General features: G+C 65.2%; 19 protein-coding genes. 14 read left to right on the top strand and 5 right to left on the bottom strand.

The genetic code is table 11. From position 1 onward, the window contains the following. The first annotated feature begins 127 nt into the window (after window positions 1-127). The 6 genes from P9228_RS19050 to lpxK all read left to right on the top strand — a co-directional run bounded on the left by P9228_RS19050 (window position 128) and on the right by lpxK (window position 5,783). Window positions 128-1,471: a TldD/PmbA family protein gene (locus P9228_RS19050; protein WP_278054876.1), complete on the top strand. Its 1,344-nt coding sequence runs from the start codon at window positions 128-130 to the stop codon at window positions 1,469-1,471. A 1-nt stretch (window position 1,472) separates the two neighbouring features. Beyond that, complete coding sequence (locus tag P9228_RS19045) at window positions 1,473-2,267, top strand: 3'(2'),5'-bisphosphate nucleotidase CysQ (RefSeq protein WP_278054874.1); 795 nt, start codon at window positions 1,473-1,475, stop codon at window positions 2,265-2,267. 75 nt (window positions 2,268-2,342) lie between these two features. Beyond that, window positions 2,343-2,588, top strand: coding sequence for a DUF4170 domain-containing protein (locus P9228_RS19040; protein WP_040973997.1), 246 nt, complete (start codon window positions 2,343-2,345; stop codon window positions 2,586-2,588). Window positions 2,589-2,593: 5 nt separating this feature from the next. Beyond that, window positions 2,594-3,370, top strand: coding sequence for a lysophospholipid acyltransferase family protein (locus P9228_RS19035; RefSeq protein ID WP_067000444.1), 777 nt, complete (start codon window positions 2,594-2,596; stop codon window positions 3,368-3,370). After that, the gene (gene waaA / locus P9228_RS19030; protein ID WP_127217314.1) at window positions 3,367-4,683 is read left to right on the top strand and encodes a lipid IV(A) 3-deoxy-D-manno-octulosonic acid transferase; all 1,317 of its coding nucleotides are present in this window, start codon (window positions 3,367-3,369) and stop codon (window positions 4,681-4,683) included. The genes P9228_RS19035 and waaA overlap by 4 nt, the downstream gene beginning before the upstream one ends. 62 nt (window positions 4,684-4,745) lie before the next feature. Continuing rightward, the gene (lpxK, locus tag P9228_RS19025; protein ID WP_278054870.1) at window positions 4,746-5,783 is read left to right on the top strand and encodes a tetraacyldisaccharide 4'-kinase; all 1,038 of its coding nucleotides are present in this window, start codon (window positions 4,746-4,748) and stop codon (window positions 5,781-5,783) included. A 186-nt stretch (window positions 5,784-5,969) separates the two neighbouring features. Here lpxK and P9228_RS19020 read toward each other — a convergent pair whose 3' ends face one another. After that, window positions 5,970-6,203: a DUF2093 domain-containing protein gene (locus tag P9228_RS19020; RefSeq protein ID WP_067000947.1), complete on the bottom strand. Its 234-nt coding sequence runs from the start codon at window positions 6,201-6,203 to the stop codon at window positions 5,970-5,972. A 113-nt stretch (window positions 6,204-6,316) separates the two neighbouring features. On the opposite strand from P9228_RS19020, the gene P9228_RS19015 reads away from it, so the two are divergent. Continuing rightward, window positions 6,317-6,901, top strand: a complete 585-nt coding sequence (locus P9228_RS19015; RefSeq protein ID WP_278054866.1) for a hypothetical protein — start codon at window positions 6,317-6,319, stop codon at window positions 6,899-6,901. 10 nt (window positions 6,902-6,911) lie between these two features. Here P9228_RS19015 and P9228_RS19010 read toward each other — a convergent pair whose 3' ends face one another. Then, entirely contained in the window at window positions 6,912-7,838 is a 927-nt protein-coding gene (locus P9228_RS19010; RefSeq protein WP_278054864.1) for a LysR substrate-binding domain-containing protein, read from the bottom strand. Between the two features lie 90 nt (window positions 7,839-7,928). On the opposite strand from P9228_RS19010, the gene P9228_RS19005 reads away from it, so the two are divergent. Beyond that, window positions 7,929-8,822 carry a DMT family transporter gene (locus tag P9228_RS19005; RefSeq protein ID WP_278054862.1) on the top strand — a complete coding sequence of 298 codons (894 nt, stop codon included), beginning with the start codon at window positions 7,929-7,931 and terminating at the stop codon, window positions 8,820-8,822. A gap of 191 nt (window positions 8,823-9,013) precedes the next feature. On the opposite strand, the gene mutL is transcribed toward P9228_RS19005, so the two are convergent. Next, a complete protein-coding gene (mutL, locus tag P9228_RS19000; protein WP_278054861.1) occupies window positions 9,014-10,891 on the bottom strand; it encodes a DNA mismatch repair endonuclease MutL in 1,878 nt (625 codons plus the stop codon). Window positions 10,892-10,936: 45 nt separating this feature from the next. Next, window positions 10,937-11,839: a LysR substrate-binding domain-containing protein gene (locus P9228_RS18995; RefSeq protein ID WP_278054859.1), complete on the bottom strand. Its 903-nt coding sequence runs from the start codon at window positions 11,837-11,839 to the stop codon at window positions 10,937-10,939. A 90-nt stretch (window positions 11,840-11,929) separates the two neighbouring features. Between P9228_RS18995 and P9228_RS18990 the strand changes: the two genes are divergently transcribed. Beyond that, entirely contained in the window at window positions 11,930-13,480 is a 1,551-nt protein-coding gene (locus P9228_RS18990) for a trimethylamine methyltransferase family protein (RefSeq protein WP_278054857.1), read from the top strand. 51 nt (window positions 13,481-13,531) lie between these two features. Here P9228_RS18990 and P9228_RS18985 read toward each other — a convergent pair whose 3' ends face one another. Next, entirely contained in the window at window positions 13,532-14,215 is a 684-nt protein-coding gene (locus P9228_RS18985) for a GntR family transcriptional regulator (RefSeq protein ID WP_278054855.1), read from the bottom strand. Between the two features lie 247 nt (window positions 14,216-14,462). Here P9228_RS18985 and P9228_RS18980 point away from each other — a divergent pair, with 247 nt between their 5' ends. The 5 genes from P9228_RS18980 to P9228_RS18960 all read left to right on the top strand — a co-directional run bounded on the left by P9228_RS18980 (window position 14,463) and on the right by P9228_RS18960 (window position 19,426). Further along, complete coding sequence (locus P9228_RS18980) at window positions 14,463-15,503, top strand: proline racemase family protein (protein ID WP_095831414.1); 1,041 nt, start codon at window positions 14,463-14,465, stop codon at window positions 15,501-15,503. Between the two features lie 218 nt (window positions 15,504-15,721). Then, complete coding sequence (locus P9228_RS18975) at window positions 15,722-17,371, top strand: ABC transporter substrate-binding protein (RefSeq protein ID WP_278054854.1); 1,650 nt, start codon at window positions 15,722-15,724, stop codon at window positions 17,369-17,371. A 100-nt stretch (window positions 17,372-17,471) separates the two neighbouring features. Continuing rightward, window positions 17,472-17,945 carry a DUF3828 domain-containing protein gene (locus tag P9228_RS18970; RefSeq protein WP_067000473.1) on the top strand — a complete coding sequence of 158 codons (474 nt, stop codon included), beginning with the start codon at window positions 17,472-17,474 and terminating at the stop codon, window positions 17,943-17,945. A gap of 4 nt (window positions 17,946-17,949) precedes the next feature. Further along, window positions 17,950-18,537, top strand: a complete 588-nt coding sequence (locus tag P9228_RS18965) for a hypothetical protein (protein WP_127241729.1) — start codon at window positions 17,950-17,952, stop codon at window positions 18,535-18,537. A 124-nt stretch (window positions 18,538-18,661) separates the two neighbouring features. Continuing rightward, window positions 18,662-19,426, top strand: coding sequence for an alpha/beta fold hydrolase (locus tag P9228_RS18960; RefSeq protein ID WP_170950312.1), 765 nt, complete (start codon window positions 18,662-18,664; stop codon window positions 19,424-19,426).

Genomic DNA, 19,426 nt, shown 5'->3' with positions numbered 1-19,426 from the left:
GTGGAACAATAGATGGTGCAGCAGCATCCAAGACGATGTGCGGGCTTCCAGAGATGGCGGCCCGGCATCCATGGATGTGCGGTAGCATCTGCCCTCCCGCACAGCTTGAACAAACAGGACCAACCGCATGACCGACACGCTCGACGCAGGGAAACTGACCGGCCGCGTCGCGGCGCTCGTCGAGGCGGCCAAGCGCGCCGGGGCGGACGCCGCCGACGCGGTCGCCGTGCGCGGCCGTTCGGCCGGCGTGTCGGTGCGGCTGGGCAAGGTCGAAGGCACCGAATCGTCGGAAAGCGAGGACGTGTCCCTGCGCGTCTTCGTCGGCCAGCGCGTGGCGAGCGTCTCGGCCACCGCCGCCTCCGACCCGAAGGCGCTTGCCGAGCGCGCCGTCGCCATGGCGAGAGTCTCCCCCGAGGATCCGTTCCAGGGCCTTGCCGACCCGGCGCTGCTCGCCCGCAATTTGCGTGATCTCGACCTCTTCGATCCGACCGAGGTGTCGGTTGATCAGCTCAAGGAGGCGGCGCTGGCAGCGGAAGCGGCGGCCCTTGCCGTCAAGGGCGTCACCAATTCCTCCGGCAGCAGCGCCAGCGCCGGCCTTGGCGGCCTGGTGCTTGCGACCTCGCATGGCTTTGTCGGCCAATATGTCGCGTCGCGCTTTTCGCGCTCGACCAGCGTCATTGCAGGCCAAGGCACGGCGATGGAACGCGACTATGAATTCTCCTCGCGCCAGCATTTCGCCGATCTCGACGCGCCGGAGGAGATCGGCCGCAAGGCCGGCGAACGCGCCGTGCGTCGCCTCGGCGCCCGCAAGGCGGCGACCGGCCCGGTCGACGTCGTGTTCGACCCGCGTGTGGCGCGCGGCATTGCCGGCCATCTCGCCGGCGCCATCAACGGCGCCGCGGTGGCGCGCAAGACCAGCTTCCTGCGCGACATGATGGGAAAGCAGGTAGCCTCAAGCGCGATCACCGTCACCGACGAGCCGCTGCGGCGTCGCGGCCAGGCGTCGCGGCCCTTCGACGGCGAAGGCGTCGAGGGCGACAAGCTGTTGATGGTCGACAGAGGCGTGCTCAACCACTGGTTCCTGTCGACCTCGGCCGCGCGCGAGCTTGGTCTCGTCACCAACGGCCGTGGCTCGCGCGGCGGCTCTTCGGTTTCGCCGTCCTCGACCAATCTGGCCATCGAGCCCGGCGATCGCGCGCCGGAGGAGCTGATCGCCTCGCTGCAGCGCGGCTTCTACGTCACCGAGGTCTTCGGCCAGGGCGTCGACATGGTGACCGGCGAATACAGCCGTGGCGCCTCCGGCTTCTGGATCGAGAACGGCGCGCTTGCCTATCCGGTGGCCGAGGTGACGATCGCCTCCAATTTGAAGACCATGTTCCTCAACATGGTGCCGGCGAGCGATCTCGACCGCAATTTCGGCACTGCCGCGCCGACGCTGCTGATCGAGGGGATGACCCTTGCCGGCGCCTGACATGGTCATCTCAGCCGAGACGCACGAAGACCTCGCTCTGCTGCGCGACGCCGCCCGGGAGGCGGGCACCATCGCCATGCGCTACTTCGGTCAAAACCCCCAGGTGTGGATGAAGGGCGGGACCTCGCCGGTCAGCGAAGCCGACCATGCGGCCGACGCCTATCTGCGCGAGACCCTGCTCAAGGCGCGGCCGAATTATGGCTGGCTGTCCGAAGAAACCGCCGACGATCATGCCAGGCTGTCGGCCCGCCGCACTTTCGTCGTCGACCCTATCGATGGCACGCGCGGCTTTCTCGATGGCCTGCATTCCTGGTGCGTCAGCGTCGCCGTGGTCGAGGATGGCCGCTCGCTGGCCGGCGTGCTCGAATGTCCGGCCAAGCGCGAGACCTACTGGGCGCTGCCGGGCGAGGGCGCGTTCCTCAACGGCAAGCGCATCCAGGTGCGCCAACTCGGCGATACGGTCGAGATCGGCGGGCCGAAGCCGCTGGTCGACCGCATGCCCGCTTCCTGGCAAGCCCGGATGCGCCGCGTCGCTTACATCCCCTCGCTCGCTTACCGGCTGGCGATGATCGCCAACGGCAAGCTCGACGCGACCTTCGTCAAGCCCAACGCCCATGACTGGGACATCGCCGCCGCCGACCTTATCCTCCGCGAGGCGGGCGGCGCCTTGCTCGACCGCACCGGCAAGCCGCCGCGCTATGCCGGCGAGGTGATCAACCATGGCGCGCTCGCCGCCGGCAGCGGCGAACTGCTGGGGGTCCTGGCCGGCGTCATTGCCGGAGCTGACCAAGGGTGAGTCGGCCCACGGTTTCAAAATCGGCGGCTTTGGTCTAAACGTTTCACAAAATTCATGAATCTGCGAAGGATCGGCATGGCCGTGGAAGACGGAAAGAAACAGCTTTTGCACCTGGTGTTCGGCGGCGAGCTGAAAAAGCTGGGTGGAACCGAGTTCCGTGATCTGGATGCGCTCGACATCGTCGGCATCTACCCCGACTATCAATCGGCGCACGCCGCGTGGAAGGCGAAGGCGCAGGCCAGCGTCGACAATGCCCATATGCGCTATTTCGTCGTTCACCTGCACCGGTTGCTCGATCCGGAAACAAAGGCAGCCGGTTGACATCGATGGAGCATGAAGCGGTGAAAGGAGCGACGGGGCGCGCCGCCGGGCGGGGCGGGACTCGCACGCTGTGGCGCCGCATCCGAGAGCCGCTCGCCCAGTCGCGATTCGTCAAGAATTTCATCGCCAGCCTGTTCGCCTGGTTCGTGCGGCTGATTCGCATCACCAGCCCGCTGGTGAAAGGGTCGACGCAGGTCGCCGGCGGCGCCTATGCGCATCTCGAACCGGGCATCATCGCGCTGTGGCATGGCCAGCATCTCTTGACGCCGGCTTATTATCCCAAGGGCCGGCCGCTGGTCGCCATGGTCTCGCGCAGTGCCGACGCCGAGCTCAACGCGCTGATGCTGAACAGATTCGGCATCGAGGCGGTGCGCGGCTCGGGTGGCCGCGACAGTTCGAGGCATCTCGACAAAGGCGGCGCCAAAGCCTTGATTGCGCTCAAGAAAGCGCTGGTCGCCGGCAAGAATGTCGCGATGATCGCCGACATTCCGCATGGCACGCCGCGCGACGCGGGGCTGGGCATCGTGCTTTTGGCCAGGCTTTCCGGGCGCCCGATCCTCCCCTCGGCGATCGCCACCAGCCGCCGCAAGGTGCTGGAAAAGAGCTGGGACAAGACCACCATCAACCTGCCGTTCGGCCGCTCCGCCGTTGTCGTCGGGCAGCCGGTGTTCGTGCCGTCCAACGCCGACGACGCCGAGATGGAGCGAAAGCGCCAGGAGGTCACCGCCTCGCTCAACGCCGCGACCGCCGAGGCCTACCGCCTCGTGGACGGCGACAAATGAGCGAGCGCTGGGCGCGCGCGGCCCTGACCGCCTACCGCTACGCCGGGGCCGTCGCCTATCCGCTGATCGGACCCTATGTCGCCTGGCGAGCCTCGCGCGGCAAGGAAGACCGCGTTCGCCGTCGCGAGCGCTACGGCGTCGCCGGCCGTCCGCGTCCGGAAGGACCGGTCATCTGGATTCACGCCGCGAGCGTCGGCGAGACGATCGCCGTCGTGCCGCTGGTCGAAAGCATCCTCGATTACGGCGTCAACATCGTGCTGACGACCGGCACCGTGACCTCGGCCAAGGTCGCCGACGAGCGGCTTGGCAGCCGCATCATCCACCAATATGTGCCGCTCGACCTCAAGCCCGCTGTAAGCCGCTTCCTCGATCACTGGCTGCCGGAGCTGGCCATCATAGCCGAATCGGAGATCTGGCCGATGACCATCCTGGAACTCGGCGCGCGCAACGTGCCGCAGGTTCTGGTCAACGGGCGGCTGTCGGACCGTTCGTTCCGGTCGTGGAAGAAGCGCGCCGGCGTCGCCGAGGCGCTGTTCGAGAATCTTGCCCATGTCGTTGCCCAGTCGGATGTCGACGGCGAGCGGTTCCGCGTCCTCGGCGCCCGGCCGGTGACCGTTTCCGGCAACCTCAAGGTGGACACCAACCCGCCGCCGGTCGACGAGCGGGCGCTGGCGATCCTGCAGCGCCAGATCGGCTTACGCCCGACCTGGGCGGCGATCTCGACCCATGACGGGGAGGAGGTCGCCGCGGCGGAAGTCCATGCGACCTTGCACAAGCGCCACCCTGGACTGCTGACCATCGTCGTGCCCCGCCATCCCGACCGCGCGGACGCGCTGGCCGCGCAGATCTCCGGCATGGGGCTGAAAGTGGCGCGCCGCAGCAAGGGCGACCGCATCACGCCCGACACCGATATCCTGCTCGGCGACACGATCGGCGAGATGGGACTTTATCTCAGGCTGACCGAGATCGCGTTCGTGGGCCGCTCGCTGACCTCCGAGGGCGGCCAGAACCCGCTGGAGCCGGCGATGCTCGACACGGCGGTGCTGGCCGGCCGCAACGTGCAGAATTTCCGCGAAGCCTATCAGCGCCTGCTCGATCGCGGCGGCGCCAAGCTGGTGCGCGACCGCGACATGCTGGCCGGCGCCGTCAATTTCCTTTTGACCAACGAGGCGGTGCGCCACGAGATGATGGCGGCGGGCGCGGCGACCGTCGACGAGATGCGCGGCGCGCTTCAGCGCACGCTGAAGTCGCTCGAACCCTACATCCAGCCGCTGGTCGTCAAGGCGCGCCTGAAAGGCGCCAACGGGCGCTAGCGCATGGCCCAAAAATTCGGATCCGATCTTTGGAAAGGGTCATGCGCCATGGAAGTCGCGCCATGACCAGCGAAGCGCCTCCCTTCTGGTGGGAAAAGCCGGACTGGCGCGTGCTGGCGCTTTCGCCGGTGTCCGCGATGTATGGAATGGTGGCTGGGCGCCGCATGCGGCGCGCGCCGCGCGAGAAGGTCGCGGCACCTGTGCTGTGCGTCGGCAACTTCACCGTTGGCGGCAGCGGCAAGACGCCGGTCGCCATCGCGCTGGCGAAACAGGCAAAGCGCATGCAGCTCACGCCCGGCTTCCTGTCGCGCGGCCATGGCGGATCCTTCGCCAAGCCGCATGTCGTCGATGCGCATCACGACGCGGCCAAGCATGTCGGCGACGAGCCGCTGCTGCTTGCCGAACATGCGCCGGTCGCGGTGACGGCCAACCGCGCCGCCGGCGCCAAACTGCTGATGGCAGAGCATGGCTGCGACTTCCTGATCATGGATGACGGTTTCCAGTCGGCGCGCATCCACATCGACTACGCGCTGGTCGTGGTCGACGCGCGTTTCGGCATCGGCAATGGCCGAGTCATTCCGGGCGGCCCGCTCCGGGCCAAGATCGTCGATCAGCTGGTGTTCACCGGCGGCTTGCTGAAGATGGGCGAGGGGAGCGCCGCCGATACGGTGGTGCGCCAGGCGGCGCGCGCCGGCCGGCCGATCTTTTTGGCCCATGTCGAGCCGGCGAACCCGGCGCGCTTCGCCGGCGGGCGCTTCCTTGCCTTTGCAGGCATCGGCCATCCGGAAAAATTCTTTGATACGCTGCGCGGCGCCGGCGGCGAGGTCGCGCTGTCGCGCGCTTTTCCCGATCATCATTTCTACGCCGCGGACGAGCTTGCCGATCTGGCGGCGCTTGCCAAGCGCGAGGGGCTTCGGCTTGTCACCACGGCAAAGGATGCCGCGCGGCTTCGCCACGGCGCCGCACCCGCCGGCTTCCTGGAGCAGCTCGACGTGCTTGAGATCGACGCCGTGTTCGAGATCGACCACGTGCCGGAGCGCATCATCAATGAGACGCTGGATGCATGGCGGCAGCGCAAGATGAGACCGTCCTTAGCCTAGCGCGACGCGAAGCGGAGCGCAGGCCATAGGATCCAAGCCGCAGTCGGCGAAGTGCAGCAAAGCCAAGAGGTACGCGATCGCGGTAAGCGATTCTCAGCCGTCGGAGCACTGCTGCGCGCTCACGGCCCATGATCTCCGCGACGCCGCTTCGCTCCTGCTCCGACCTGGGATGACGAAGCGGGGGTTCTACCCCCGCTTGCGCAGTTCCGGATGCGCCTCGATCTCACGCCGCAGCGACGCTGCCGCGTTCACATATGGCTCCTGCCTGGCGACGCTCCAGTATTTGAGCTCGTCCAGCGGGATGCTCTCGCCGGTCACCGCGCAGCGCACGAACGCGCCGGGGCTCGTCACCTGGAAGTCGCCGTCGAGATAGCGGATGCGCGCTTCCTTGCCGCCGGGGCCTTCAAAACGGTTCATCATGGAATGGCGCATAGGTTCATAGGGGTTCAATCGCCACAAATCGAAGGCAAGGTCAAGCTTGGCGCAATGCTCATGTAGTATGCCGGTTGGCACAATGGTTGTCGGGAAGCGCCATGGACATCACCAACGCCAGCGTGGCGTCGCTGCTGAAAGAGGCGCTGGCGCCGCAGCCGGTGCCGTCGCCCAAGGCCGAACCTGCGACCGCGGCGCTGGTCAAGGCGCTCGTCCAGTCGCCGGCGCCGTCCGTCGTGTCCTCCGCACAGGTGGCCGCGCAGGCGCTGAACGGCACGTTGCCGGCCGCTCGACCAACTCAGCGTCTGTCCTCGGCCGAGATCGAGAACGCCTACAGAGCCGTCCTGCAATCCGATGCCGGCCCTGATGGCGCCTCGACGAAGTCTCCGGTTGGCAGGTCGGCGGCTGACGCCGATCAGCTTTCGCGGGCGCTGCCCCAGGTTCCACCGCCGGCCGCCGATGGCACCGCAAGGGTCGTGGCGGCGGCGCCCTCTTTGTTCTCGCCGGCGCTTGCGTCCGGAGTGCTGCTAGCGGCCAACGCCAATGCGCCGCCGCGCGGCGGCGTTCGCAGCCCCGGCCATGCCCCGCGATCCGAACCCGGCCAGACGCCGCTGTGGATGATATCGATCGTGACGGCCGTCGTCTCGGCTGCGACGACCACGATCGTGCTGATGCTGCTTCGCTGATCCGGGCGATCTAGCCCTCGTCCTGCAGGAAGGCTTCGAGCTTCTCCGGCGCCAGCCCCGCCTGTTCGGCGATGCGTCGGGCGAGATCGGCGGCGGCCGCGCGCGGCCGGCCGACCGGGCGGTCGAGCCAGTAGGACACCGGATTGAGCGCGACCCGCTCGTCAACGGGAACAATCCGGCCCGACTTCAACTGGTCTGCCGTCAGCGGCGGCCGCGCCAGCGCGATGCCGAGCCCATGCGCCGCCGCGTCGAGCACCAGATTGTAGTCCTCGAAACGCCGGTCCTGCGGGCGCGGGCGATAATCGACCTCCTGTGCCGCGAACCAGGCGCGCCAGGCGGACGCGTCGGAATCGTTGATCAGCGGGAATTTGAGCAGCCGAGCCGGGTCGCCTTGCCCGATCTCCTTCGCCAGCTCCGGCGAGGCGATCGGGAAAATGTGCTCCTCGAAAAGCTGCACCGAGACGCGGCCCGGGATGCGGCCGCGCCCGCAGCGCACCGAAAGGTCGATGCCTTCGTCGGCAAGGTCGGCCTGGCGGTTGTCGACGTCGAGCACGATGCGCAGCCGCGTCGGGTTGTTTTCGAGCGCCGCCATGCGCGGCATCAGCCAAAGGCCGCTGACCGAAGGGATCGAAGCCAGCCGCACCACCGCGGTGCCGCGCGGCTCGACCCAGCGATCGGAATTGACCGAGATCAGCGCGAAGGCCTCGGTGGTGCGCAGGTGCAGCCGGTTGCCCTCATTGGTCAGCGTGACGCCGCGCGCGTTGCGCTCGAACACCTTGAGCCCGAGCCAGTCCTCCAGCTTGGCGATCTGACGGCTGATCGCGCCATGGGTGAGGTTGAGCCTTTCGGCCGCCGCGGAAAAGCTTCCGGTCCGCGCCGCCGCGTCGAAGGCGCGCAAAGTCTCGAGCGGCAATAGCTGGTCAGAGCTGTGAGGCATGCTCACAGCTGACCCTCGAATTGCTCGTTTGTCAATCGGCGGGCAATGGCGTTTTCTCTCTCTATGGCACTGAGAGACGAGGATTCGGCAATGAGCGCTTACACCGGCACGTTGAATGAGACACAGCGCATGGACACCACTGCCGCGATCGCGGTGGCGCTGACGGTGGTCGGCTGGGCGTCTGCCTTCCCGGCGATCCGCGCTGGCCTCGCCGCCTTCCAGCCGCTGGAGCTCGGGGCGCTGCGCTTCGCCATCGCGGCCGTGCCGGCAGCGATCTTCCTTGCGGTCAAGCGTCCGGCGGTGCCGAGGATCGATGAGCTGTGGCGTTTCGGCTTCGGCGGTGCCATCTTCGTCGCGCTCTACACCGCCATGCTCAATTTCGGCGAGCTCACCGTCTCGGCGGGCGCCGCCGGCTTCATCATCAATGTCAGCCCGATCTTCACGGCCATCATGGCCATGGCGCTGCTCGGCGAGCGCTTTTCCGGCATGGCCTGGTTCGGCACGGTGATCTCGTTTGCCGGCATCGGCATCATCGCGGTGGCGGACGGCCATGGCCTGCATTTCAACACCGGCGCGCTGCTGGTGCTGGGCTCCGCCCTTTGCTCGGCCGTCAACACCATCGTCCAGAAGCCGCTCTTTGCCCGCCATCATCCGCTGACGATCGCCGCTTCCAACATGGTGCTCGGCGCGCTCTGCCTGTCGCCCTTCCTGGCGGAAGCGTTTTCGCAGGCCGCGGTCGCCGACATCGCCGGCCTCGGCGCCGTCATCTATCTGGGCATCGTGCCCAGCCTGATCGCCTACGCCGCCTGGGCCACCGCGCTGTCGCGCCTGCCGGCCGCGCGCGCCTCGAACTTCCTCTATCTGGTCTCGCCGACCTCCGCTCTGATCGGTTTCTTCTGGCTCGGCGAAGTACCGACTCTCCTCGGCATGCTCGGCGGCGCGCTGGCGCTCGGCGGTGTGATCGTGGTGAATTTGAAGCGGTAAGTCAAAGGGTTGAGGCCGGTTCCTGACTCGAGAAAAGCGCCGCCTCGAGCGACCCTTTTCTTGCCCCCTCATCCGGCCGCTACGTGCCACCGCCCAGACGGGGAGAAGAGGCTGGTGCTGAAAGTCTCCTATCCCCATCGGGAAGAGGTCCAGCCGAGCGAAGCGGAGGCTGGGTGAGGGCTTTGGTGCGCTCACCTTCGCCCGAACAATCTTTCAATGTCGGCGAGTTTCAGCTCGATATAGGTCGGCCTGCCATGGTTGCAGGTGCCGGAGCCGGGCGTCGCCTCCATTTGGCGCAGCAGCGCGTTCATCTCCTCGGCCTTGAGCAGGCGGCCCGAGCGCACCGAGCCGTGGCAGGCCATGGTCGCGGCTATTCTGTCCAGCCGTTCCTTCAGCGTCTCGACCGTGTCGTTGTCGGCGATCTCGTCGGCGAGGTCACGCACCAGTTGCTGCACATTGGTTTCGCCGAGCATCGACGGCGTCTCGCGCACCGCCACCGCGCCCGGGCCGAAGCGCTCCAGGCCGAGGCCGAATTTGGCCAGTGTCTCGGAATGCATCGCCAGCCGTTCGGCATCCTCTTCCGGAAGGTCGACGATCTCGGGCAAAAGCAGCATCTGCGAAGGCACGGCGCGAGAGTGCAGCGCGTTCTTCAAGGCCTCGTAGACCAGGCGCTCATGTGCGGCATGCTGGTCGACGATGATGAGCGAATCCCGGGTTTGGGCGACGATATAGTTCTCATGCACCTGAGCGCGCGCCGCGCCCAGCACCGTGCCGAGCAGCGCCTCGGCCGGCTCGGCGATGCCCGCCCGCGCGTCGGCGCTTGCCAGCGGCCTGGTGTCGAAGGCAGCCTGATCGTTCTCGGCGAAGCCGCCTCGCGCCGGCCGCGCTTCGCCCATGTCGAGCGGCCGCTGCGGCGAGCGCGCCAAATTCGAACCGTGGTCGAAGCTGGAGCCGGAGGCGCGAAAAGCGGCCTCATAGCTGCGGTGGCCATTGGCCGGTCCGGGATGCGAATAGGACGCCGCGCCGGGCCGGAAAGCCGCCATCATGCCGGCCGCGCCGGTGGTCGCGGCCCGGATGCCGGCGCCGGCCATCGCCTCGCGGATGGCGCCGACAATCAACCCGCGCACCAGGCCCGGATCGCGGAAGCGCACATCGGCCTTGGCCGGGTGGACATTGACGTCGACGGTTGCCGGATCGAGCGAAAGGAACAGCACGGTCACCGCATGCCGGTCGCGCGGCAGCACGTCGGCGAAGGCGCCGCGGATCGCGCCGGCGATCAGCTTGTCGCGCACCGGCCGGCCGTTGACATAGGCATATTGCTGCAGCGCGTTGGCGCGGGAGTAGGAAGGGATCGAGACGTGGCCGGCAAGATGCACGCCGTCGCGCATTGCATGGATGGCAATGGCATTGTCGGGAAAGTCGGCGCCCATCACTTGCGCGACGCGGGCGAGCCGGCCCTCTGGCGTGTCGCCGGTCGCCGGCAGCTCCAGCGTCGAGCGGTCGGATCCGGCAAGCGTGAAGCGCACGGCGGGGAAGGCAATGGCGATGCGCTTCACCACGTCGCCGGTGGCCGAGCTTTCGGCGCGCTCGCCTTTCATGAATTTGAGCCGTGCCGGCGTGGCGAAGAACAGGTCGCGCACTTCCACGGTGGTGCCGCGGTTCGCCGCCGCCGGCTTGACGGCCGACACCCGGCCGCCCTCGATGCTGATCTCGGCCGCGCTGTCGCCGGCGGCCGTGCGCGAGCGGATCGAAAGCCTGGCCACCGAGCCGATCGACGGCAACGCCTCGCCGCGGAATCCGAGCGAGCGGATGTCGTGGATGTCGTCCGACAGCTTCGACGTGCAGTGTCGGGCAACTGCCAGCGCCAGTTCGCGCTCGGGAATGCCCGAGCCGTCATCGGTGACGCGGATGAGCGAGAGCCCGCCGCCGGCGGTGACGATCTCGACGCGCGACGCGCCGGCGTCGAGCGCATTCTCGACCAACTCCTTCACCACGCTTGCGGGACGCTCGATGACCTCGCCGGCGGCGATCTGGTTGATCATCGTTTCGGAAAGCTGGCGAATGGGCATCCGAGGATTATAGGCGGATTCGAACGGTGTGGGGGAGGGGCTACTTCATGCCTGCGCCACCAGCCAGTCCCTGACCTTGCGCGCGTTGTCGCTGAGCTCGCGGTTCTTCGGCCAGATGACGTGGAAGCCGATGCCGGTCCTCATCACATGGTCGGTCACCGGCACCAGCAGCCCTGATGCGACCAGCCGCTCGACCAGATGCCGCCAGCCAAGCGATATGCCTTGCCCTTCCATCACCGCCTGGATCACCAGGGCATAGTCGTTGATGCGCAGGCCGCGCTCGGCATTGCGCAGGCTGGTTCCGGCCGACGCGAACCATTCGTCCCAGTTCGGCGCCTCGCGATAGGGCTCCTCGAGATGGATCAGCCGGTGCGTGGCCAGTTCCTCGACCGTCTTCGGCATGCCGAATTTGGCCAGATAGCTCGGTCCCGCGACGGGGAAGATCTCTTCGTCGGACAGCGACAGCCAGTGATAGTCCGGCCAGTCGCGCGGCACACCGCCGCGCACGCCGAGCGGAATACCCTCGGCAATGATGTCGAGGTCGCGGTCGGCGGTCTGGATGCGCAGATCGATGCCCGGCAGTTGGTCGCGGAACTGCTGCAGGCGCGGCATCATCCAGAACGAGCCGAAAGCGGTCGAGGCCGCAAGGGTGACATGGCCGCCGGTCGCCTGCAGGCGAAGGTCCTCGGCAGATTTGCGGATATGCGACAGCCCCAGCGAGACGTCCGCGTGGAAGCGCTCGCCGGCCTCGGTCAGGAGCACCTGGCGGTGGCGGCGCTGAAACAGCTTGGCGCCGAGCTGTTCCTCCAGTCCGCGCACCGCATAGGAGACGGCCGCCTGGGTCATGCCGAGCTCGCGCCCGGCCGCGGTGAAGCTCGACAGCCGGCCTGCCGCCTCGAAGACGACGAGGCTGCCGGCCGAGGGCAGGAGGTGGCGCAGGCTTCGCATAAGCGCAGCTTATACAAGAGATCAGGATTTTCCAGCGTCACATCCATATTTCGTGTCGCTAACTTGGTCGGGCGGGATGAAGGAGACAACATGAACGCACCGGCCGCTGAATTGACTGAGCCGACCCACCGTCGCGGCGGCGGCCGCCTTGGGCGCAAGGCGCTGAGAAGCGCGCCGGTCGCGTCTTTCCCGACGCTCGTTCGCCAGATTCCGGCCTATGAGATCGTGCCCGACGAGGCTGTGGAGCTGATCCACGAAGAGTCGCTCAAAATCCTCGAGGAGGTTGGCTGCGAGTTTCGCGACGACGAGGCGATCGCGCTCTGGAAGGCTGCGGGCGCCGACGTCAAGGACACACGCGTCCGCATCGATCGCGCGCTGCTGATGGAGCTCGTCTCGAAGGTCCCGCCGGAATTCACGCTCAATGCGCGCAACCCCGAGCGTACGGTTCGCGTCGGCGGCAAGAACTCGATCTTCGTGCCGATGTATGGCGCGCCCTATGTGCGCGACCTCGACAACAAGCGGCGCTACGGCACGCTGAACGACCTCAACAATTTCCACAAGCTCGCCTACATGGCGCCGGCGCTGCATTCGTCGAGCTCGATCATCTGCGAGCCGATGGAGATCCCGGTGCCGAAGCGGCACCTCCACATCATTCATTCGGCGCTCAAGCACTCCGACAAGCCGTTCATGGGCATCGTGACGTCGAAGGAGCGGGCCGAAGACACGATGGCGATGGCTGCGATCGTGTTCGGCGAGGAGTTCGTGCGCGACAATCCGGTGCTGGTGGCGATCACCAATTGCAATTCGCCGCTGGTGTGGGACGCCACCATGCTCGACGCCATGCGGGTCTATGCCCGCCACAACCAGCCGCTGATCCTGGCACCGTTCGCGCTCTGCGGCGCCTCGACCTCGGCCTCCGCCGTCGGCGCGGTCGCGCAGGTGAATGCCGAGGCGCTCGCCGGTGTGGCCTTCACCCAGCTCATCCGTCCCGGCTCGCCGCAGATCTATGGCCAGTTCATGGTGACGGTGGACATGAAGACCGGCGCCCCGATGGGGGGCACGCCGGAGGCCGCGCAGATGATGTATCTGATGGGCGCGCTGGCGCGGAAATACAAACTGCCGTGGCGCACCTCGGGCTTCCACGTCGGCTCCAAGCTCAACGACGCCCAGGCCGGCTACGAGGCGAACATGCTTATGCATGCCGCGATCCTCGCCGGCGCCAATTACATCTGGCACTCCGCCGGCTGGCTTGAAGCCGGCCTTACCTGCGGCTATTCGAAATTCGCCACCGACTGCGAGCAACTCGTCGGTTGGTACAAATATGCCGGCGGCGTCCCCTTCGACGATTTCAAGGAAGCCATGGCGGCGATCCGCGAGGTCGGCCCGCAAGGGCATTTTCTCGGCACGCAGCACACGCTCGAGCATTTCGAGCGCGCCTTCTTCATGCCGAGCATCATGGATTTCAACTCCTTCGAGCAATGGAGCGCCGAAGGCGCTAAGGATCACGACACGCGCGGCCTCGAAAAGGCGCGCAACATGCTCGCCGACTATCAGGAGCCGAAGCTCGACGAAGGCATCGCCGAAGGTCTCAAGGATTTGATCGCGCGGCGCGAGGAAAAGCTGCCTGATACCGTTAGTTGACAAAAATGGGCAAAGGCCGTCGGCAATCGTGACTGACAGCAAGCCAATGGCTCAGCCAGCGCGCACCTTGCCGTTCGCCAGGTGTTTCTGAAGCGATTGACAGGCGTTCATAATATGATCGTAGACCAACTTTGCGGCCTGTTCGGTCTCGCCAGCGCGGCAGGCGGCCAGGATTTCGCGATGTTCTCGATCCGCAAGCTCATGACCGCCGGAAATCGTCAGCTGAACTCGCAGATAGCGTTCGATCCGATCGTTAACCGACCGGATCATGCGGAGCAGATATGGTCGCCCGGCGTCTAGATAAAGACCGGAATGGAACTCCCAATTTAGTTCCGCCCAGCGGCCGACGTCGGTTTCCTTCGCAAAGGAGTCGCAACTTGCTTGCGCTTTATCGAAGGTCTTCTCGTTCATGTGGGGGAGGGAAAGCCGAATTGCGTTCGATTCCAGCATGGCTCGGACCTCGAAAATCTGCACGATCTCCGGTTCCGACATGCTGGCGACAATTGCGCCCTTGTTTCGCTGAAATGCCACGAATCCCTCTGCCTCGAGCCGCTTCAAAGCTTCGCGCACCGGAATCTTGCTGATGTTGAACATGCGGGCGACGTCGTCTTGCCTGATCGGTTCGCCCTCATCAAGCGACCCGGATATGATTGCTCCGCGGATGAACTTCAAAACCACGTCGGAAGCGGTGGGGGCGGCACCCAAATCGGGAATGTCGGCAAATGCAAATGGCACGTGTAGAGTCTCCGCACGGAGCGTCAGATCTGCAAACATAGATATCGTAGACGATGTTCGCGATCAAATACGCTCGCGATTCTGCTCAATCCGAGTGTCTGCGTGGCCTGAGATGCCGTCCGGCGTGGGCTCTTTTGAGCCCGGCCGATCAGCAGCGACTGGCGCATTTCCCTTCAATCGAGCCTTGACGAGAGCCGAAGATCGTATACGATATCCAATCGGAAGCCGCGGCTCTGGGGACTCCCGAATGCGAAGCACGAAAGTCATCCATGTTGTTTCCTGCCACGCGGAGGGCGAAGTCGGGGATGTCATCGTTGGCGGGGTGTCTCCTCCGCCGGGAGACACCGTCTGGGACCAGCGCAAATGGATTGCAGAAGACAACGGACTTCGTAACTTCGTTCTTAACGAACCGCGCGGCGGCGTCTTCCGGCACGTCAACCTTCTGGTCCCTCCCAAGCATCCCGACGCGCAGATGGCTTGGATCATAATGGAGCCGGAGGATACGCCCCCGATGTCCGGCTCCAATTCGATTTGCGTCTCGACGGTAATTCTGGACACCGGGATCATCCCCATGCAGGAGCCGGTAACCGAAATGGTGCTCGAGGCGCCGGGCGGTCTGGTACGCGTGCGGGCCGAGTGTGCCGGAGGAAAAGCCCAGCGCATCACCGTCGAAAACGTACCATCATTCGCCAGCAGGGTCGGTGTGCCGCTTGAGGTCGATGGCCTCGGTACCATCACGGTCGACACGGCCTATGGAGGCGACAGTTTCGTCGTCGTCGACGCACCTGCCCTTGGGTTAGCGCTTGAAACCGACGAGGCTCGTGATCTCGCCGAACTTGGGGTGCGCATCACCGATGCGGCCAATCGACAAATGGCGTTCTCCCACCCTGAGCGTCCCGATTGGCGCCACCATTCGTTCTGTCTTTTTGCCGGCGCCATCACCCAGGATGGCAACCGCCTCCGCGCAAAATCGGTCGTTTCGATAAAACCTGGCAAGCTCGACCGATCGCCGACCGGAACGGCGGTGTCGGCCCGCATGGCGCTCTTGCACGCGAAGGGTCAAATGACAGCCGAGGATTGGTTCACCGGTGTGTCCATCATCGGGTCAGAATTTCACGGCAAGATTCTCGGCACCACGCAGGTTGTCGATATGCCCGCAATACGCCCCCAGATCAGCGGTCGCGGTTGGATCACCGGCATCCATCAGCACATGCTGGATCCTGAAGATCCTTGGCCGGCGGGCTATCGCGTGGCGGACACCTGGCCGATGAAGCGTGCGAAGGTGTGAAGGTGGTTCTTCGCCCGGCATCTTTCTCCAGCTCATGCCCCAAGAAGCTTGACGCTCAACAAGGCTCGTATACGATATTCGAAATGCCGCAGGATGGAGCGAGTTCTCACTATCTCAGGCAAGGCAGCGTCTGGACGCACGCTCACGCTGCAGGCGCCATCTACAGCTGAAAAAAAGTGCACCAGGATGGCCAATGTTTCGCAACATGGGAGGAAAAAATGACAATCTTCAAAAGCAACGGTGATCGCGTTCCTGCCGCCATCGAGGCGATGGCTAAAGAAGCGCGCGCGGGCCGCGTGGACCGGCGCGAATTCCTGGCGCTGGCAAGCGCCTTCGGCGCGTCGACGGCGTTCGCCTATGGCATGATTGGCCTTGCCGCGCCGACAAAAGCCCTGGCGCAAGAGCCGAAGAAAGGCGGAACGCTGCATGTCGCGATGTCGGTCAAGGCGCAGAAGGACCCGCGCACCTATGACTGGACGGAGATGGCGAACGTCACCCGCACCTGGCTGGAGCCGCTCGTGCGCTACACGCACCAGTTCACCTTCGAGCCGGTGCTGCTCGAAAGCTGGGACGTCAACGACGACGCCACCGAATACACGCTGCATCTGCGCAAAGGCGTCACCTGGAACAACGGCGATGCCTTCAACGCCGATGACGTCGTCTTCAACCTCAATCGCTGGTGCGAGAAGGGGGCTTCCGGCAATTCCATGGCCGCCCGCGTCGGCGCGCTGGTCGACGCCAAGACCGGCAAGGCAAGGGATGGCGCGATCACCAAGGTCGATGACCATACGGTCAAGCTGAAGCTGTCCGAAGCCGATATCGCGATCATCCCGGGCTTCACCGACTATCCGGCGCTGGTCGTGCATCGCAACTTCGACAAGGATGGCGCCGATCCGATCAAGAAGCCGATCGGCACCGGGGCTTTCGAGCTGGTGTCTTACGATGTCGGCCAGAAAGCCGTGGTCAAGCGCCGCGAGAACGGCAAGTGGTGGGGCGGCGAAGCGCCGCTCGACGGGGTCGAGTTCATCGACTACGGCACCGACTTCAACGCCACGCTGAATGCCTTCGATTCCGGCGAGATCGACCTCGATTTCGAGACCCCGGCCGACTTCATCGACCCCCTCGACAAGATGGAGCTGGTGAAATCGGAAGTCGCGACGGCGACCACGCTCGTTGCGCGCACCAACATCACGCACAAACCTTACGATGACAAACGGGTGCGCAATGCGCTGCAGATGGCCGTCGACAACAACCAGGTCATGCAGCTCGGCTACGCCGGCCGCGGCACGGTCGGCGAAAACCATCATGTCAGCCCGATCCATCCGGAATATTACCCGCTGCCGAAGAAGGAACGGGACGCGGCGGGCGCCAAGAAGCTGATGGCCGACGCCGGGCAGGCCGACTTCGAGCACGAGCTGATCACGGTCGAGGACGAATGGCAGAAGAACACCGGCGACGCGATCGCCGGCCAGTTGCGCGATGCCGGCATCAAGGTGAAGCGCACGGTGCTGCCCGGTTCGACCTTCTGGAACGACTGGACGAAATATCCTTATTCCATGACCATCTGGTACATGCGCCCGCTCGGCGTGCAGGTGCTGGCGCTGGGCTACCGTACCGGCGAGGCCTGGAACGAGACCGCGTTCTCGAACCCGGATTTCGACGCCAAGCTCAAGGAGGCGCTGTCGCAGATCGACGTCACCAAGCGCAAGGAGGTGATGAAGGACGTCGAGCAGATCCTGCAGGACTCCGGCGTCATCATCCAGCCGTTCTGGCAGAAGCTCTACTGCCACATGAACAAGAAGGTGAAGAACTACGCCATGCACCAGACCTATCAAATGGACTTCCAGAACGTCTGGCTGGAAGCTTAAGGCGCGCAGCGCAAGGACTTCATGCGCCGTGAAAAAGCCGATATGCAGGATGCGTGGTGGTGATCGTGCCACCACGCCGCCGACCATCCGGAGATCCTGCATGAGACCGATGATGCTGGCAGTTGCCATCTCGATCGCCTTGCCTGCCGCGGCACTCGCCGGGCCGGCTTCCAACGCCGTGAAGTTCTTCTATGTGCCTGAAGTGAAGTTCGAGGCGGACGCGAAATACCGCGACCGCTTCACCGAGCCGGTCACCAAGCTCTTCGAAGCCAACGACAAGGCCCGCAAGGAGAAGCCCGACGAGGTATCCTGCATCGACTTCGACCCAGGCCTCGACGCCCAGGATTTCGACCAGAAGACCGTGTCGAAGACGCTGAAGCTTGCCGAGGCCGTCAATGGCGACACCGCCGAGGTGACGGCAAGCTTCAATCTTTTCCCGGAAGGCGATGACTCCAAACGCGAAATGGTGTGGTCGCTGAAGAAAGTGGACGGCAAGTGGAAGATCGCCGACATCACCTCCAAAACCAGCGACTGGACGCTCAGCGCGCTGGAATGCGGCTCCTCGACGGAGTGACGCCGTGCTTCGGCGTCTGGTCCTCGCGCTGTCGAGCTTGTCGATGCTGACCGCGGGGCTGAACGGCGGCGCCTACGGGCAAGGACTGTTCGGCTCGCCGCCGCCGAACGCGTCCTCTGGCGACAATGCGCCGGCGATCGAGAAGTCGGCGCCGGCCACAACGCCTGAAAGCAAGCTGGCCGAACCGGCGCCAGCTGCGCCCGTCCTGCCCGGATCGCCGACGGCGGTGGTGAAGCCCTTCTACGAGCATCTCGGGCTGGAATTGGACCCCAGCCAGCGCAAGAACTTCAGCGATCCGGCGAAGAGCGTACTCGACAAAGCCGACGCGCTGCGCGCCTCGGGTCAGGGCGAGTGCCTCGATCCCAACATGGCGCTCGACAATGCCGATTACGACAAGCTCGCCATCGACAAGAGCCTGCGCACCATCGAAGCGATCAATGGTGACGAGGCCAAGGTGGTGGTCGTCTTCGTCGTCGAAGGCCACCAGCACCGTCTCGAATGGAAGCTGAAGAAGGTCGGCGGCGACTGGAAGATCTCCGACCTCCTGTCGGTCACCGGCGAATGGGCGCTCAGCCAGTACCAGTGCGAATGATGAAGTCGCGGTCAGGGCATCACAGATGAAACTCCGTGCTATCCTTGCGGCGGCGATTATCGGACTTTGCGCGGCCGACTGGGCGGCTGGAACAACGCTGATCGCCCGCGGGCTCCGTCAGAACTTGACGGCGCCGAGCGAGGTGCCCGTCGAGCGCGTCGTGCTCAACCAGGCTGGTGCGCCCGAACTTGTCGGTTGGGTGATTGGTCGAAAGGACAGTTGCGGTGCGATCGTCCTGTTGCACGGGCGCGGCGCCAACAGGCTAGCGATGCTGCAACGCGCAAAACTGCTATCCGATAGCGGCTATTCGGTTGCCCTGTTCGATCTGTCGGGGCACGGCGAGAGCGGCGGAACCGTACAAGGCTTCGGCTACATTGAAGGGCAGGACGCTGTCCGCATCCTGACATATGCCCGACAGCGCTTCCCCGGGCAAAAGATCGGCGCCGTGGGATCCTCGCTGGGAGCGGCAGCCTTTGTCTTTGCTGCACCGAAGGCGATCGCCGATGCCTACGTGCTGGAACAGCTCTACGCGACATTGCGCGAGACGACGGCTCGTCGAATGCCGTTCAGCATGCTGCGTAGCCTCCAAGCGGATGTCCTTCTGGCGCAGATGCCGCTTCGGCTCGGAATAAGCGCCGACGATGTCAGGCCGGTCGACCGCCTCGGCGAAATCGGCAAGCCGTTACTCTTGCTCGCCGGCGGCGAGGATCCCTTTATAGACCACGGGCAGGTAATGGCGCTGAAAAAAGCCGCTGCCTCGCAATTGGTCTGGTTCAACGGCGCCGGTCATGTCGATCTGTTGCGCCACGACCAGCAACGCTATCGCATTTCGGTCGTTCCGTTTCTTGCTACCAACCTGTGCCGAACCAATGCGGCCGGCCATGTCTGA

Source organism: Mesorhizobium sp. WSM4898, assembly GCF_029625845.1.
GTDB lineage: Bacteria > Pseudomonadota > Alphaproteobacteria > Rhizobiales > Rhizobiaceae > Mesorhizobium.
This window is presented reverse-complemented; position numbering and strand designations above follow the sequence as displayed.